Origin of the sequence: Bacillus sp. lyk4-R2A-2, assembly GCF_030209735.1 — a bacterium.
Lineage (GTDB): Bacteria > Bacillota > Bacilli > Bacillales > Bacillaceae > Bacillus > Bacillus pumilus.
In genome coordinates this window covers 482898-496533 of sequence record NZ_JARVRK010000005.1, presented here as the reverse complement: position 1 = coordinate 496533, position 13636 = coordinate 482898, and the positions used below count along the sequence as shown (strand labels likewise).

The window sequence follows — 13636 nt, the reverse complement described above, 5'->3', positions numbered from 1 at the left end:
CGTTGACGTTATGATACACGATGTGACATAAAAAAGATAGACGTATACACGCCTATCTTTCTGTTTTCACCATATCAAGATGGGGAATTCCATCTTCATCATAACAATCTGAAACGGCCTTAAAACCAAAGGATTCGTAAAACGACTTCAGGTAGGCCTGCGCCTGAATTTTGACACTTGCTTCACCTAATTCACTCAGCTTTTCCAAAGCCTTGCTAAGTAGCATTTTTCCATAGCCTTTTTTTCGACCTGCCTCTGTCACAAGAACGCGGCCAATGGACGCCTCTTCGTACATGATTCCGCTTTGAAAAATTCGGCAATAGGCCACAATCGTGCCGTTCTCTTTTGCCATCAGATGAAGCGCTTCTTGGTCCCGGTGATCAATTTCAGGGTAAGGGCATGTTTGTTCAACAACAAACACATTGACTCTTTCCATTAAAATCAGGTAAAGATCCTCTTTTGTCAATTGTTCAAACGTTTCACATGTCCAGTTAACTTGATTCATGATTGATATCCACCTTACCGTATACTCCGCCCCCGCCAGCGATCAGTTCGACTTCACCTTTTCTTGCTTTGATGATGTAATTGGCTGTTTTTTCTGGCAGGACAGCTTTTAGTTCTTGTTCTGTTGCTTGATGAAGGATATTCATCTCTGTGTGAAACACGGCTTTTAGCTTCTCCAGCGTTTTGGCTCCAACACCCGGAATAAATTGAAGCGGAAGCTGATGAACATAAGGAGGTCTTGTTCCATTGTCACTTTCTTGGTCAGCAAGCTCCTTTAAACGCTCACTCACTCCTTTTGTCATCCGTGTATGTCCGCATGCGTGGCACTTTTCTTGATCTAGCGCGCGAGGTCTTACTCCGCACTTCTCGCAGGTTGTATGATAGTACTTCCCAAGACGCGGGGCGAGCCCATAATTTCCTATGATGGCTCTCCCCTCTTTCCCTTCAAGGGCTAGTTTGAATTCGGCAAAAGAGGCATGGTCCATGCGGATTTTTGTATATTCTCGCGCGATTTTCCCTAAAGAATGAGCGTCTGAATTCGTTAAAAATGGATAACGGTTCAGTTCGCTTAACTGGGACGCCATTGACGTATCGCAGCTAAGTCCTAGTTCAACAGCATCAATGAGGTCCGGATCGAATACTTCCGTTAAAGACGTGCTGACTCCTTTGCCAAATAAGCTTTTATGAGGGGTGAAAATATGAGCAGGAATAAATAAGCCTCCTAGCTCCTTGACCTTATGCTGAAGTGTTTTCCCATCCACATAGAGGCGCTGTGAACTCAAATGCACATTTTTCATATGTAGCGCGAGCCATGCGGAGAACTCAGTCATTTTGCGCAGTGTGGGCATAAATGCAAGCACGTGAATTGGACCTTTTGATTGGTTATCGTTAATTTCTAATTCACTGCCTAAAAGCAGCACGGTCTGTTCAAATGATAGACCGCCATCACTTAGTTCAGTGTACTTGCCTTCTTCTACACCCTCTATTAATTCTTCTAGGACTTCTGGAGATTGTGCATCAATCACACCAATCATCCCCATCCCTTTACTTTGCGTTGCTTCAATGAGAATTTGGTCAATTGTCAGTGACCTTGCACCTGTAATTTTAACAGCTCTGCCTGTTCTTGTTCTGCCGATATGAATATGGATGTCTGCAAAAAACTCCCTCATTTTGTTGACTTAAGTACCTCTTGCAGTTGTAAGTACTGTATGGCATAGGCTGTTTTTGCATCATAAATATGCTGCTTTTCAATGAGGTGCAAGGCTTCTTCTAATGAAACTTCCATCACTTCAACAAATTCATCTTCATCCAGCTCTCTTTTTTCTTCAAGCTGAACTAGCTGATCTGCAAGATACATGTGGACGATTTCATCTGCAAAACCTGGTGATGTATAAAAGGCTGTCAGCTTTTGAAGCTTCTGAGTGGTGTATCCTGTTTCTTCTTCTAATTCTCGTAGTGCTGTATGTGCCGGCTCTTCCCCTGGCTCTAATTTACCAGCCGGAATTTCAACGATGGCTCTCTCTAGTGCTTTACGGTATTGCTTGACCAAGATGATTTTATTTTCGTCTGTCCGAGCAATGACGGCTACTGCACCAGGATGTTTGATGATTTCGCGTTTGCCTTGTTTTCCATTTGGCAATTGTACATCTTCAAGAACCAAATCAATGATTTTTCCGTTGTATAATTCTTTAGTCGATAATGTTTTTTCTTCAAAGTCCTTCAATTTTGTCAGCTCCTCGTTCTACTTTCACTTTTTACTTCATTCATTTTAACATAGATGATTTAAGAGAAGCGAAATGCGGACGCTTGCTTCAATGCGCCACTTGAAGTCACCTAGCTTGAATTCCAGATTTTTTTCACTTAATGTGAAGGAATAGGAGTGTGATGGAATTGAAAAAAAGACGAATTGGTACAACGGATCTTTTGGTGAGCGAAGCGGCTCTAGGATGTATGTCCCTAGGAACAGAAAAAGGAAAAGCGCTCTCTTTATTAGATGAAGCCATTGATCTTGGAATTAATTATTTGGATACAGCCGATTTATATGATTTTGGGACAAATGAGGAAATTGTCGGGGAAGCGATTAAAAACAGGCGGCAAGATTTAATTTTGGCCACAAAAGGCGGCAACCGCTTTGAAAAAGGCAAATCTGGCTGGGACTGGGACCCTTCAAAGGCATACATAAAAGAAGCCGTAAAACAAAGCCTCAAGCGGCTGCAAACAGATTATATTGATTTATACCAACTGCACGGAGGCACGATCGATGACCCTATCGATGAGACGATTGAGGCTTTTGAAGAATTAGTGGAAGAAGGCGTTATTCGCTATTATGGCATCTCTTCTATCCGTCCAAACGTCATTAAAGAATACGCCAAAAAATCAAACATCGTCAGCGTCATGATGCAATATAGTTTACTCGACCGCCGTCCAGAGGAATGGTTCTCTCTTCTTGAAGAACAAGGCATTAGTGTTGTGGCAAGAGGACCTTTAGCAAAAGGGCTTTTAACCGAAAAACCACTTTCACAAGCAAGTGCAGCGATTCAAAAAAACGGATATCTTCAATATTCATTTGACGAGCTACAGCAGATCATTCCTTCTTTAAAGAAAGTCGCTTATGACCTATCACTCACAGAGCTCTCCATTCAATATTTGCTTCAGCATTCTGCGGTCAGTTCCGTTGTATTTGGCGCAAGCTCGGTGGAACAATTAAAAGAAAATGCGGCAGCGGCCAATGCACGTTCTTTAAGTGACCAAGAAGTAAAAGCATTGACTTACTATACAAAACCATCTGTGTACGAGGCGCACCGGTTTAAATGAGATAAAAAGAGATCATCTGATGTGATCTCTTTTTCATATTCGACAGGCAAAAGCAAGGAGGGGCTAAAGGCCCCGTTGTCTTATCTTGCACTTTCGTAATATGCATAATTTCCAGATTTGCCTTTAAGATAAAATGTCGTACCAAAACGACTGAAACTATTTGCAAAAGAACCATTATCCGAATACATACATAATCGATTACTTGCGCCTTTAAAAGGAGTTACAGAACAATCTACAATTGAAGTAGCCTTTGTACGCAAATCTGCATTCGTTAAATCATTTGTAGCAAGAGCTTGTCCCGAAACAGGTAAAAGCAATCCTAAAGATAAAGCGACTCCAGCCATTGTTTTTCTCATTTTCATGTAAATCATCTCCGTTCCCAAATATTGTAATACACCTTCATTATAAGTAGTACGACCTTCTATCAAAAGGGTCTTAAATACTATATTTGTTATAAAAAGGGATTTAAATGAAGGAGGAATCGAAGGAACCGGAAGCACTTGCGTGTTGATCAACCTCAATGATGACATAAAAAAAGAAGCATCAGTGCTCCCTTTTTTAGCTTTTATATTTTCTCCAGTCCAAATGACTTTCATCTAGCAGCTCGGAGAAGCTTTTGTTTTTTTCTTTTTCTTTCTGCTGCCGAAGGAGGTCTTGTCGTTTTTGTTCTTCTCTTTTTTCTGTCTCGGCGGCCAGATTCTGCTTCATTTGAAGAAGCTGCTGTTTGAGATTTTCGTTTATGCCGTCCTTTAATTTCGCTTGATCATTGTTCTTTTTCATTGTGCCTCTCTCCTTTTGCCTCTAAGTGTATCATCCGTTTTATTTCCTGAGCAAGAGTCACGCCAATCTCCCAACATGTGGTATGATCGTCATAGGAAAAACCTCGGAAAGGAAGAATCAGCTAGATGAAAAAATGGATCGCTATACTTGCCTTCATATTATGTCCGCTCGTTGCAATTGGCATTTTTTTCACCAACAAAATGATGTATATTCGAAAATTAACAGATGAAGAGCTCATCAAACGAGAATCAGATGAAGAGCATTATCATCATGAAGAGTTTCAACAGCTTAACAAAGAGAAAGTGTGTATTCCTTCAGCATTTGGTTATGAGCTTCATGGCTATTTTGTGCCGCATCCGCATTCTCATACAACACGCACCATTGTACTTTGTCATGGCGTCACAGTCAGTTTAATAAATTCCGTTAAGTATATGAAATTATTCCAAAAGCTTGGATGGAATGTGATGCTTTATGATCATAGACGACATGGAATGAGTGGCGGGAAAACCACGAGTTATGGATACTACGAAAAAGAAGATTTAGCGAAGGTCGTGAAGTGGCTTAGACAAAAACTTGGGGAAAATGCCATTATCGGTATACATGGAGAATCTATGGGGGCAGTCACGACTTTGTTATATGCCGCAAAGCCGGAAGCAAGCGCCAATTTTTACATAGCTGACTGTCCTTTTGCTTCTTTTGAGGATCAGCTTCTCTATCGATTAAAAACAGATTTTCGTCTTTCAGGTCAATGGATTCTTCCACTAAGTGATCAAGTGTTAAAATGGCGGGATGGATACAGCATTCGGCAAGTGTCACCGCTGGATGTGATCGATCAGGTGAGAGAACCTGTGCTTTTTATCCATAGTCTTCATGATGACTATATTCCATGCGAGCAGAGTCAGCAGCTATATGCTCGAAAAAAAGGTGATAAACAACTATTTATAGCGCCGCACGGGGCACACGCGATGTCTTTTAGTGAAAATAAAGAAGCTTACGAACAAGAAGTTCAAGTATTCCTTCAACCATTTGAATCAAATGAAGATAAAAGAGGAGAATGAACAGTGGTTCGTCTCCTCTTTTTGAGCTAACTTATGCGATAGTCACTACTGTTGTATGGTGTCTGCCCGCCAGTTCCATATGACTCTCTTCCGATTGCTGCTGACTCATGACCGATAATCCTGCAGTTGCTGCCAATAAAAGAACTATCAAACTCGTTTTCATATAAATGACCCCCATTTTGAATTTTTGATATGGCTTGAATCTTCCGTTCGTAAAACCGTGTCGATGCTTCATACAGTCCAAGCTCATTGTAATAATGAGCCGCATCAAGTGCCAATTCCTCAATGTCTGGGTATAAGCGCTTGTCCTCGAGCAGGTCTAATGTATCGTCTATGATCGTTATTTCTGCATCAACGTATAATGCTTTTAAGAACTGAAATTTGCAGATGTAAATTTCATCTTCTAATTCACAGGCTTTCATAATACCTTTTTGATAGAGGGTTAACGACTCTTCTATTTGTTTTTGTTTAAACAGGATTTGGGTGAGCATAAATAGTGGGTCTAGAGAGCGATTAAGATGGGTTAAATTCTCCTTTTCAAACACTTCAAGAGAGTCTTTCAGATAACGGCTTGCTTCCGCAAGATCGTTCATTTGGTAATAACAGTTACCTAAGTTGAAAAGGGCCGAACCTATGACTCGAGGGTTTCCAATCGATCGTGCTCGATTTAGAGCATTTTTAAAGTAGGGCAATGCATGTTCATAGCATTTCAAATCATCATAGTTTGCACCGATGACAAATTCACAGTGGATGATTCTCAGCGTGTACGTTCTGTAGGCAGAGTACGTATTTAACGCTTGCAAGGCATAGTGCATCGAAAAGTGGGTTTGTTTCATGTGGTAGTATATTTCAGCTAATTTAAAGTAAAATTCTGCTCTTTCTATATCATCTGATATGAGATTGAGCTTTTTTTCTGCTGAACGGTAATAGGCAATGGCACTTAAATAGTTTTGCTGTTCAAACTCAAACATTCCTGTGAAAAAATGAACATAGTATTCAAGCATGTCCGTTAATTTCGTTTGCGAATGTTCGATCGTTTCTAGCAGGTTTTTAATTTCTTCATCATTTGAGGCTTTCTTTGCCGGTTCAAAATATTCAAGCATCACCTTATGGCGAAAATCCATCAGCTGGTAAAACAGCAACAAGTTTTGATCTTGCTCCATCTCCAGAATTTCCTGCTCGATCTCGGCCTTCAGCTTCTCTGCTTTCATGACATGAAATCCGCAAATCTGCCTATACCATTCGTTTATTTTAATTCCAACCTGAGGCGATGACAGCTTGAGCTTCAATTCACTTTAGCACCTCCCTTCTCATATACGATACATGTTGTATTCTATCATATTTCCTCGAATGGAAGAAATATGAAATGTCATTTTTCGCAAAGTTTTCGGTATCCCGCAATAACCGCTTCCATTGCCTATTTTTCGGCATTTAAATCCACGATTTTTTCATGTCTATTTTTCTCATTTTGTCGAATTGGTTGTTATAAAACAGTTTTTTTTGCGTTGCAAAAGATCATTTTTCAGATTAGACGTTCCCAGTTGTTTAATGAGATGATGACGGCACGAAAAAACCCTTTTGTCAAAAAGGGCTTTTATAATACATCTGTTACCTGTTCCATATTCTCTTTGATCCAATTGACAGCTAATTCGAGCGTTGGGAATTCTTCCGTTTCAAATGTGACTTCATCCTGAAGAAGCCATACATCCTTTTTCACCGAATCCATTCCACCTATTGACCAGTGCAAAAGGGTATAGGGATGATTGTTATTTAAAAACGACACCCATGTTTTATTTTGTGCCGTGTTTTGTATCACTCTAAGCTTCTGATCCACTACGTTTCCACCTTACTTTACAAGTATGCCCATTCTTGGACTGAGTATTTGCTGAGGACTTTTCAGCATCAATGTATTGGCTTTTTCATTAAAATCGATGGTCATTTCCTCATCAAAAAATACCTTCTGTGCAATGTGTATATATAGTTTTAAATGTTGACTATTATTAAGTTGTTCCCATTCACCTGTTCTTTCACTTGTTAACCAAAGCATTGGTACGCCACTCACTGCACAGCCACAACCTTCTGAATCGTAGCGAAGCAGTAATTCCTTAGTTTCGTTTCCTGTTTGCTGTTTTTCTATATATGTTTTAGCCTGTTCTGTGATGTGAATATACATGGCGAACATCCTTTTTAAATTGATGCTTACATTGTAACACATAAAACACCATAAAACATGACACACGACTAAATCCGAAAGTCATATTCTTTGAAATACACGCTCTTCTCACTATGATTATATCTATCTATTGGCTCTTTTTGCTTCTTGTTTTTTAGAATTATACTTATGACGCTACCAATTTTAAAAGAATAAACAGGAGGTTTTAGATCGTGAAAAAAAGATTATCTCTCTGCTTCATCGGGGCACTGATATTGATGTTGAGTTTCGCTGTGCCAAACATGAAAGCGGCATCTGTCCTTGATGAAGTACGAGAAAGCTATGCGACTTATACGGGATCTGGTTACTCAGGGGGCGCCGCATTATTAGATCCTATTCCATCTGACATGAAAATTACGGCTTTAAATCCCCATGACTATAACTATAAAGGGATAAATGCGGCACTTGCAGGGGCTTACCTTGAAGTAAAGGGTCCAAAAGGAAAAACCGTTGTGTATGTAACCGATAAATATCCAGAAGGAGCGAAAGGAGCTCTTGATCTTTCTCATAATGCCTTTGCCAAAATCGGCAATATGGTAGATGGGAAAATCCCAATTAGTTGGAAAATTATAAAAGCACCGATTAGCGGAAATGTAGTTTACAGAATAAAAGAAGGTAGCAGTAAGTGGTGGGCTGCGATTCAAGTGCGCAATCATAAATATCCGATTATGAAAATGGAATATTACAAAGATGGACAATGGGTGAACATGGAAAAGACAGACTACAACCATTTCCTTGGATTTAATATGGGGTCTAAATCTCTTCCTGTTCGAATCACAGATATCCGTGGGGTCATCGTAAAGGATAAATTACCCGCTCTTCCATCTACTGCTGCTTCACAGGCCTATACTGTAAAAGGCAATGTTCAGCTTCCTAATTAACGAGGAAAAGAGGTAGCTTATTTAAGAGCTTCCTCTCCTCCTTCTCTATCCCAGCGATATGCCTCATTTTCTATTACTTTTATGATTTCATTCTTTCCTGCCATATAGCTTTGTATATCTTCCCGATACTGATTTGCTAATTGTTCCTTGACAGACGCATACGCTACAGCTCGTTCTGGATGGGCCCTTAAGTAATCTCGAAACAATAAATGCCTTTTCACATCAGGATGATTTCTCTCATAAATATGGACATGATGCGTACGATTCAAGCCACCCTTTTGAAAAAAACGTCTCCCTTTTATGCCATTTTCACCGAGCGCTTGATATCCAAGATGTTCAAAGCTCTCTCTTTTTCTATCGATCTCTTTTATATGACTTACTTCTATTAAGATATCAATAATGGGTTTGGCAACAAGTCCTTCAACTGACGTACTACCAATATGATGTCCTTCTATCCAGCTCTTTTGAATGATTTGCTTGAGTCGCTGCTTTTCTTGATGGAATTCTTCATGCCATTCTTTTTTGAATTCGACAACCTCAACCTTTCGCCTCGGTGTCCATTTCATTTTTGATAAGGTGAGCTCTTTTGCAACATGAATCACATTTGTTTCAACAAATCCTAACTTTTCGTATAGCCTTTTTGCAGGGGTGTTTTTTTGCCCAGTGGTCAGTTCTATAGGGACATTTTTCTCCATAATTGTAGACATAAGTCTTGTTCCAATACCCTGCTTTAGCGCTTTGGGATGCACAGCCAATCGACTAATGATCAAATAATCTTTCTGCTCTTCATAAGAGGCAACACCTAGTAAGATTCCCTTTTGCTCAAAACCAATAAATTGCTCTTTTGCTTTCATTACATCTTGAAAGGTCTCTTTTAATGGCGGAAGATCGGCATAGCCAATTTGTTCAGCTTCTTGTTGGTATGCAGCTAGTTGAATATGTAAGATCTGCTTTGCTACATCTCCTATTGTTTGATCTAAATTGACAATCATGACATCGCCTCTAACTTTTTCACAAATAAAACACGGTCTTCATTTATTCCTTCATATTCTGAAAACACGGAGATTCCTTCTACAGTTTTATCCCCTTTTTCAATTTGAAAGCCCAATTTTGCATGATAGGCAATTGATACTTTATTTACAGGTGCTGTTACCACTTTAATGGTTGTTCTTCCTTCCTGTTTTGCCACATCATAAAAGGCTTGATACAGCATTTTTCCGATCTTTAATTTCCGGTGATCTGGATGTACCCCAACAAAGTGAATATACGCTTCATCTGAACGAGATTGCGATAAAAAACCGACTAAAAAGCCAATCAGTTCACCTTTTTCAACGACGACAAAACTTGTTTGCTGAAAATGTTCAAAAAATAGCTTCGGCAATGTTGCGCGCAAATCTTTACCTCCCCACCAGCTTTGGATGACGGATGTGACGGCGTAAAAATCTGACGGCTTCACTTGACGTATCATGATGACCTCGCCCCTTTTCATTTTTGGCTTACCGCTCTCTTTTTTTACAAAAAACTGTTGTTTCAATAGTCTACCTGTCCGATTAATTGTTTGTAAAGATTACGTGGCAGCCTTTTTCCTTTCAGCTTTGTTGATTTCGTTCTTTCGCCGTCATCTCCTTGTAAATCTTCACACTTATTTCAAAAAGTTCACTTTTTGTGCGAAAGTTTCATTCTTTTGGTATGTTAAGATGGTTCATATAGGAAATGTAACAAATGTTTATTGGAGATGATGATATTGGTTTGGATTGTTACTTCACTTGTTGTGTTTAGTCTTTTAAAGCTTCTTGTCACTTCGCTGCCTTCTGGTGTTGTGGAACGCCTTTTTAGTCGTTATGCAGTGCATGCAAAAGTAACAAGTGATCAAACAACGATCATGTTTGAAGATCGTCCGCTCAATGATCAACAAACATCTGAAATTATTCAACATTTTAATGATGCGATCTTTATTGAACGCTATTATATTTATCCTGGTGATGAAGAGCGCTTTCTTCATCCGCAGGAAGGGCCGGCGCCTCTTACCATGCAAACAAAGCTTGGCAAGCATGATGTGACCCTTTATCTGTATCATTACGATGACCACGTGGATGTGGTGCGGCAGTTTACACATAAGCCTAAGAAAAAACTGATGGCCTATCGTTTGCGTTCTGAGCCGCTCCAAACATCCCACAACTTGGCACATGCTTAAAATATATTGCATCAAATGAGACGAAGTGTCTTCCACTTCGTCTTTTTTTTGTATGGATTTATACTCTTTTCTTTGAATGATTTACCAGTATCAATTTCGCCTCCTGACGGTTAAAATAGAAACAGAACATACGTTCTAAGAGGTGAAAATAATGAATGAACGAGCCATTCTGCTTGTGGATATGCAATCGTTTTATGCGTCAGTCGAAAAAGTGGAGGCTCCCCACTTGAAGGATGTGCCGCTCATCGTCTCTGGAGATCCTGAGCGGCGGAGCGGAGTCGTACTTGCCGCCTGCCCGCTCGCTAAAAAACGGGGCGTCCAAAATGCATCCAGATTATGGGAAGCACAGGAGAAATGCCCTGAAGCTGTCGTCGTACGCCCTCGTATGCAGCGCTATCTTGATATCTCTGTCATGATCACAGAGCTGCTTGAACAATACACAGATCTTGTCGAACCATATTCAATTGATGAACAATTTCTCGATATTACAGGCAGCCTGACACTACTCGGTTCTCCCCGTGAGATCGCTCAAAATATACAAACAACCATTATGAACCAGACGGGTATTTACGCACGTGTTGGCATCGGTCCTAATAAAGTGCTCGCTAAAATGGCCTGTGACCATTTTGCTAAAAAAAACACATCTGGCATCTATGAACTTCGCGCAGACAGTGTTGCGGCTGATTTATGGCCGCTTCCGATTGGAAAATTATTTGGCGTTGGTAAACGAATGGAGCGCCATTTAAAACGAATGGGTATCAGTACCATTGGGACGCTTGCTGCTTATCCGTTAGACCGGCTTAAAAAACGCTGGGGAATCAACGGAGAGCTTTTGCAGCGAACAGCTTTAGGGCATGATCCCTCTCCGGTCACCGTTCACACACATAATGAGCAAAAAGCGGTGGGACATCACATGACTCTCCCCCATGATTATGCGTCTTTTGAGGATATCAAAGTCGCTCTTCTTGAATTGAGCGAAGAGGTGGCAAGACGTGCACGCTTTAAGCATTATCTTGGGCAAACAGTGTCTGTTGGCGTGAGAGGCGCTGATTTTTCTCACCCGACCGGATTTCATAGACAAATCAAGCTTCATTCACCTACACAGTACGGGACAGATATTGCAGAGGCAGCCATTCAGCTATGCCAGCAGCACTGGGATGGTCAGCCCATTCGCAGTGTCGGTATTACTCTCTCACAGCTGCAGTCTGACAGCCAGTATCAGCTAACTTTATTTGATCATCATGTTCAAAAAGACAAACTCAGCAAAGTATTTGATGCGATCCACATAAAGTATGGACCTGCTGCCCTGCTGCACGCTTCGTCACTGACAAGCGCAGGGCAGGCGTATCACCGCGCCGAAAAAATTGGCGGACATTACAAATAACGGAGGCGAACAGCCATGAATCCCAATAAATTAACACCTGGATACAACCTCATGTGGGAATCAAGCCGAATGATGCTTCCAGAGCACCGGGAGCAGCTGCTTGCTCAAAAACGGCAGAAAAAAAAATACACCCCTCCCCCGCTGAGCACCGATCAACTGGAAGAAATGAATTTTTTGATCACACAGTCGATTACTGAGGATCAAGCGATTTGCGTGACATATGCCGCAGCAGGTAGAAAAGAGCAGTTTTGGGGCTGGGTCAAAGTCATTCATTATGAAACGCAGCGCATAAAAATCGTCAATGATGAAGATGTTCTCAACCTGTCCTTGCAGCAAATCGTCGCGATCGACCTTGATTAAATGGGGTCAAATGACCGCGCGAATCAGTGGCATAAAAGCACCGGCAGAAAAAAGCACGCGTCTCCAAATACGAGCCAATCAAACTCCTCTGCCATATGGCGGATGTCCCCTCCATCAAATTGTGTATTTAATTTGCACAATTTTTCATGTATGATTGGAACATCTTACAAACTCAGGGGAGAAACAGCATGAAAAATAACTTACGTACGCTACATCCGCTTAGTTGGACGATCATCATCGGCACCATATTTGGCCGAATGGCGACGTCCATGAGCATTCCTTTTTTGGCCGTTTATTTAACACAAGTCAAAGGCGCCTCAGCTTCTTCTGCTGGATTAATCATTGCCGTTAGCTCTCTGATTGGGATCGTTGCGAGTTTTTACGGTGGATATATTTCTGATCGTATCGGAAGAAAAAAGGTCATGCTTCTATCAATCTTCGGTTGGACACTTGTCTTTGTTGGCTTTGCATTTGCAGATGCCATTTGGGTCTTCTTTATCATGAACGCTTTAAACGGACTGTGCCGGGCACTGTTTGAACCAACATCTAAAGCGCTCTTATCTGATGTCACCCCGTCAAGTATTCGGTTGTTTGTGTTTAATTTACGATATACAGCCATTAACATAGGGGTCATCTTCGGTCCGCTGCTTGGCTTATATCTCGGGTCATCGAAAACAACCTTTCCATTTCTCGTCGCTGCCTTCATTTATTTGTTATACGGATTAACGCTGGCTTGGCAATTTCAGAAACATCCAGTTGCTGCTCCAGAAAACACGAAACAAATTGGGGTCAAAAAAGCCCTTTCCATTATCCAAAAAGATACGGTCTTTAGCATTATCCTCATCGGCGTTACCTTATGTTCGTTCGGGTATTCGCATTTGAGCTCAACGCTGCCTCAATATTTATCCGCTTCGCCTATGATTGAGGATGGTCCGAAACTGTTTGGATACCTTTTATCTTTAAATGCAGTTGTTGTCATTGTCGTACAATATCCGCTCATCATGATCGCCAAACGCTACTCCACCATTTTGTCGCTCACCACTGGGAATATTCTTCTTGCGGGCAGTTTGTTTGCCATTGCTTTTTCACAGAGTCTCGGCATGCTTGCTTTCATCATTGTCGTGTTTACAATTGGGGAGGTTCTGCTGTTTGCGATGATGGATCTATTTGTAGACAATGTGGCAAAGCCAGAAGTAAAGGGGTCGTACTTTGGCGCGATGGGATTTTCTCAGCTCGGCAGCGTCATCGGACCATTTGTCGGCGGACTATGCATTGACTATTTTGGCGCAGCCCATCCCTTCTCCATTTTTTCAGTCTTGTCGATCATCACCATCGCAGGTGTTCCGTTCCTACTCATTGGATACTACCGCCTGAAAAAGCGATCCGCAGCTGCCATCGCTGTGAAAGTCAGTGGAGATCATTAAAAAAACCGCTCACGTTTGAGCGGTT

General features: G+C 41.1%; 17 protein-coding genes. 7 read left to right on the top strand and 10 right to left on the bottom strand.

The genetic code is table 11. The features are described from left to right. Positions 1–52: 52 nt before the first annotated feature. Genes QRN39_RS09425 through QRN39_RS09415 form a run of 3 tightly spaced genes read right to left on the bottom strand, consistent with a single transcriptional unit; the run spans position 53 to position 2227 of the window. Entirely contained in the window at positions 53–505 is a 453-nt protein-coding gene (locus QRN39_RS09425; RefSeq protein ID WP_137055019.1) for a GNAT family N-acetyltransferase, read from the bottom strand. After that, positions 492–1673 (bottom strand): TIGR00375 family protein, encoded by a 1182-nt coding sequence (locus QRN39_RS09420; protein ID WP_284907056.1) that lies wholly within the window; start codon positions 1671–1673, stop codon positions 492–494. The genes QRN39_RS09425 and QRN39_RS09420 overlap by 14 nt, the downstream gene beginning before the upstream one ends. Then, on the bottom strand, positions 1670–2227 hold the full coding sequence (locus QRN39_RS09415; protein WP_003215785.1) for an NUDIX hydrolase: 558 nt from the start codon (positions 2225–2227) through the stop codon (positions 1670–1672). The genes QRN39_RS09420 and QRN39_RS09415 overlap by 4 nt, the downstream gene beginning before the upstream one ends. 167 nt (positions 2228–2394) lie before the next feature. Between QRN39_RS09415 and QRN39_RS09410 the strand changes: the two genes are divergently transcribed. Next, a complete protein-coding gene (locus QRN39_RS09410; RefSeq protein WP_034620399.1) occupies positions 2395–3318 on the top strand; it encodes an aldo/keto reductase in 924 nt (307 codons plus the stop codon). Between the two features lie 80 nt (positions 3319–3398). Here QRN39_RS09410 and QRN39_RS09405 read toward each other — a convergent pair whose 3' ends face one another. Together QRN39_RS09405 and QRN39_RS09400 are read right to left on the bottom strand one after the other, a co-directional pair. Next, on the bottom strand, positions 3399–3914 hold the full coding sequence (locus QRN39_RS09405; RefSeq protein ID WP_240792659.1) for an antimicrobial peptide LCI: 516 nt from the start codon (positions 3912–3914) through the stop codon (positions 3399–3401). Continuing rightward, positions 3877–4098 (bottom strand): YqkE family protein, encoded by a 222-nt coding sequence (locus QRN39_RS09400; RefSeq protein WP_003215614.1) that lies wholly within the window; start codon positions 4096–4098, stop codon positions 3877–3879. Before QRN39_RS09400 ends, QRN39_RS09405 begins: the two co-directional genes overlap by 38 nt. Positions 4099–4223: 125 nt before the next feature. Between QRN39_RS09400 and QRN39_RS09395 the strand changes: the two genes are divergently transcribed. After that, complete coding sequence (locus QRN39_RS09395) at positions 4224–5156, top strand: alpha/beta hydrolase (RefSeq protein ID WP_284907053.1); 933 nt, start codon at positions 4224–4226, stop codon at positions 5154–5156. Positions 5157–5182: 26 nt separating this feature from the next. Here QRN39_RS09395 and QRN39_RS09390 read toward each other — a convergent pair whose 3' ends face one another. From QRN39_RS09390 to QRN39_RS09380, 3 genes are all read right to left on the bottom strand, one after another. After that, positions 5183–6445, bottom strand: coding sequence for a response regulator aspartate phosphatase (locus tag QRN39_RS09390; protein ID WP_003215654.1), 1263 nt, complete (start codon positions 6443–6445; stop codon positions 5183–5185). A gap of 305 nt (positions 6446–6750) precedes the next feature. Beyond that, the gene (locus tag QRN39_RS09385) at positions 6751–6990 is read right to left on the bottom strand and encodes a YqkC family protein (RefSeq protein ID WP_003215790.1); all 240 of its coding nucleotides are present in this window, start codon (positions 6988–6990) and stop codon (positions 6751–6753) included. 12 nt (positions 6991–7002) lie between these two features. After that, on the bottom strand, positions 7003–7329 hold the full coding sequence (locus QRN39_RS09380; protein ID WP_044141053.1) for an iron-sulfur cluster biosynthesis family protein: 327 nt from the start codon (positions 7327–7329) through the stop codon (positions 7003–7005). Positions 7330–7541: 212 nt separating this feature from the next. On the opposite strand from QRN39_RS09380, the gene QRN39_RS09375 reads away from it, so the two are divergent. After that, positions 7542–8249 (top strand): expansin EXLX1 family cellulose-binding protein, encoded by a 708-nt coding sequence (locus tag QRN39_RS09375; protein ID WP_284907047.1) that lies wholly within the window; start codon positions 7542–7544, stop codon positions 8247–8249. A 17-nt stretch (positions 8250–8266) separates the two neighbouring features. On the opposite strand, the gene QRN39_RS09370 is transcribed toward QRN39_RS09375, so the two are convergent. After that, a complete protein-coding gene (locus QRN39_RS09370; protein ID WP_284907045.1) occupies positions 8267–9241 on the bottom strand; it encodes a GNAT family N-acetyltransferase in 975 nt (324 codons plus the stop codon). Beyond that, positions 9238–9717: a GNAT family N-acetyltransferase gene (locus tag QRN39_RS09365; protein WP_034620502.1), complete on the bottom strand. Its 480-nt coding sequence runs from the start codon at positions 9715–9717 to the stop codon at positions 9238–9240. The genes QRN39_RS09370 and QRN39_RS09365 overlap by 4 nt, the downstream gene beginning before the upstream one ends. Positions 9718–9993: 276 nt before the next feature. Between QRN39_RS09365 and QRN39_RS09360 the strand changes: the two genes are divergently transcribed. From QRN39_RS09360 to QRN39_RS09345, 4 genes are all read left to right on the top strand, one after another. Continuing rightward, a complete protein-coding gene (locus QRN39_RS09360) occupies positions 9994–10443 on the top strand; it encodes a YfmQ family protein (RefSeq protein ID WP_050943810.1) in 450 nt (149 codons plus the stop codon). Between the two features lie 151 nt (positions 10444–10594). Next, on the top strand, positions 10595–11827 hold the full coding sequence (locus tag QRN39_RS09355) for a DNA polymerase IV (RefSeq protein WP_050943809.1): 1233 nt from the start codon (positions 10595–10597) through the stop codon (positions 11825–11827). A 15-nt stretch (positions 11828–11842) separates the two neighbouring features. Continuing rightward, positions 11843–12187 (top strand): YolD-like family protein, encoded by a 345-nt coding sequence (locus tag QRN39_RS09350; protein ID WP_268458366.1) that lies wholly within the window; start codon positions 11843–11845, stop codon positions 12185–12187. 188 nt (positions 12188–12375) lie between these two features. Beyond that, the gene (locus QRN39_RS09345) at positions 12376–13611 is read left to right on the top strand and encodes an MDR family MFS transporter (RefSeq protein WP_003215590.1); all 1236 of its coding nucleotides are present in this window, start codon (positions 12376–12378) and stop codon (positions 13609–13611) included. Positions 13612–13636 lie beyond the last annotated feature (25 nt).

Coding starts and splice junctions, on each gene's coding strand:
- QRN39_RS09425 (WP_137055019.1), bottom strand. CDS start 505: ATGAATCAAGTTAACTGGACATGTGAAACGTTTGAACAATTGACAAAA.
- QRN39_RS09420 (WP_284907056.1), bottom strand. CDS start 1,673: ATGAGGGAGTTTTTTGCAGACATCCATATTCATATCGGCAGAACAAGA.
- QRN39_RS09405 (WP_240792659.1), bottom strand. CDS start 3,914: ATGAAAGTCATTTGGACTGGAGAAAATATAAAAGCTAAAAAAGGGAGC.
- QRN39_RS09400 (WP_003215614.1), bottom strand. CDS start 4,098: ATGAAAAAGAACAATGATCAAGCGAAATTAAAGGACGGCATAAACGAA.
- QRN39_RS09395 (WP_284907053.1), top strand. CDS start 4,224: ATGAAAAAATGGATCGCTATACTTGCCTTCATATTATGTCCGCTCGTT.
- QRN39_RS09380 (WP_044141053.1), bottom strand. CDS start 7,329: ATGTATATTCACATCACAGAACAGGCTAAAACATATATAGAAAAACAG.
- QRN39_RS09370 (WP_284907045.1), bottom strand. CDS start 9,241: ATGATTGTCAATTTAGATCAAACAATAGGAGATGTAGCAAAGCAGATC.
- QRN39_RS09365 (WP_034620502.1), bottom strand. CDS start 9,717: ATGATACGTCAAGTGAAGCCGTCAGATTTTTACGCCGTCACATCCGTC.
- QRN39_RS09355 (WP_050943809.1), top strand. CDS start 10,595: ATGAATGAACGAGCCATTCTGCTTGTGGATATGCAATCGTTTTATGCG.
- QRN39_RS09350 (WP_268458366.1), top strand. CDS start 11,843: ATGAATCCCAATAAATTAACACCTGGATACAACCTCATGTGGGAATCA.
- QRN39_RS09345 (WP_003215590.1), top strand. CDS start 12,376: ATGAAAAATAACTTACGTACGCTACATCCGCTTAGTTGGACGATCATC.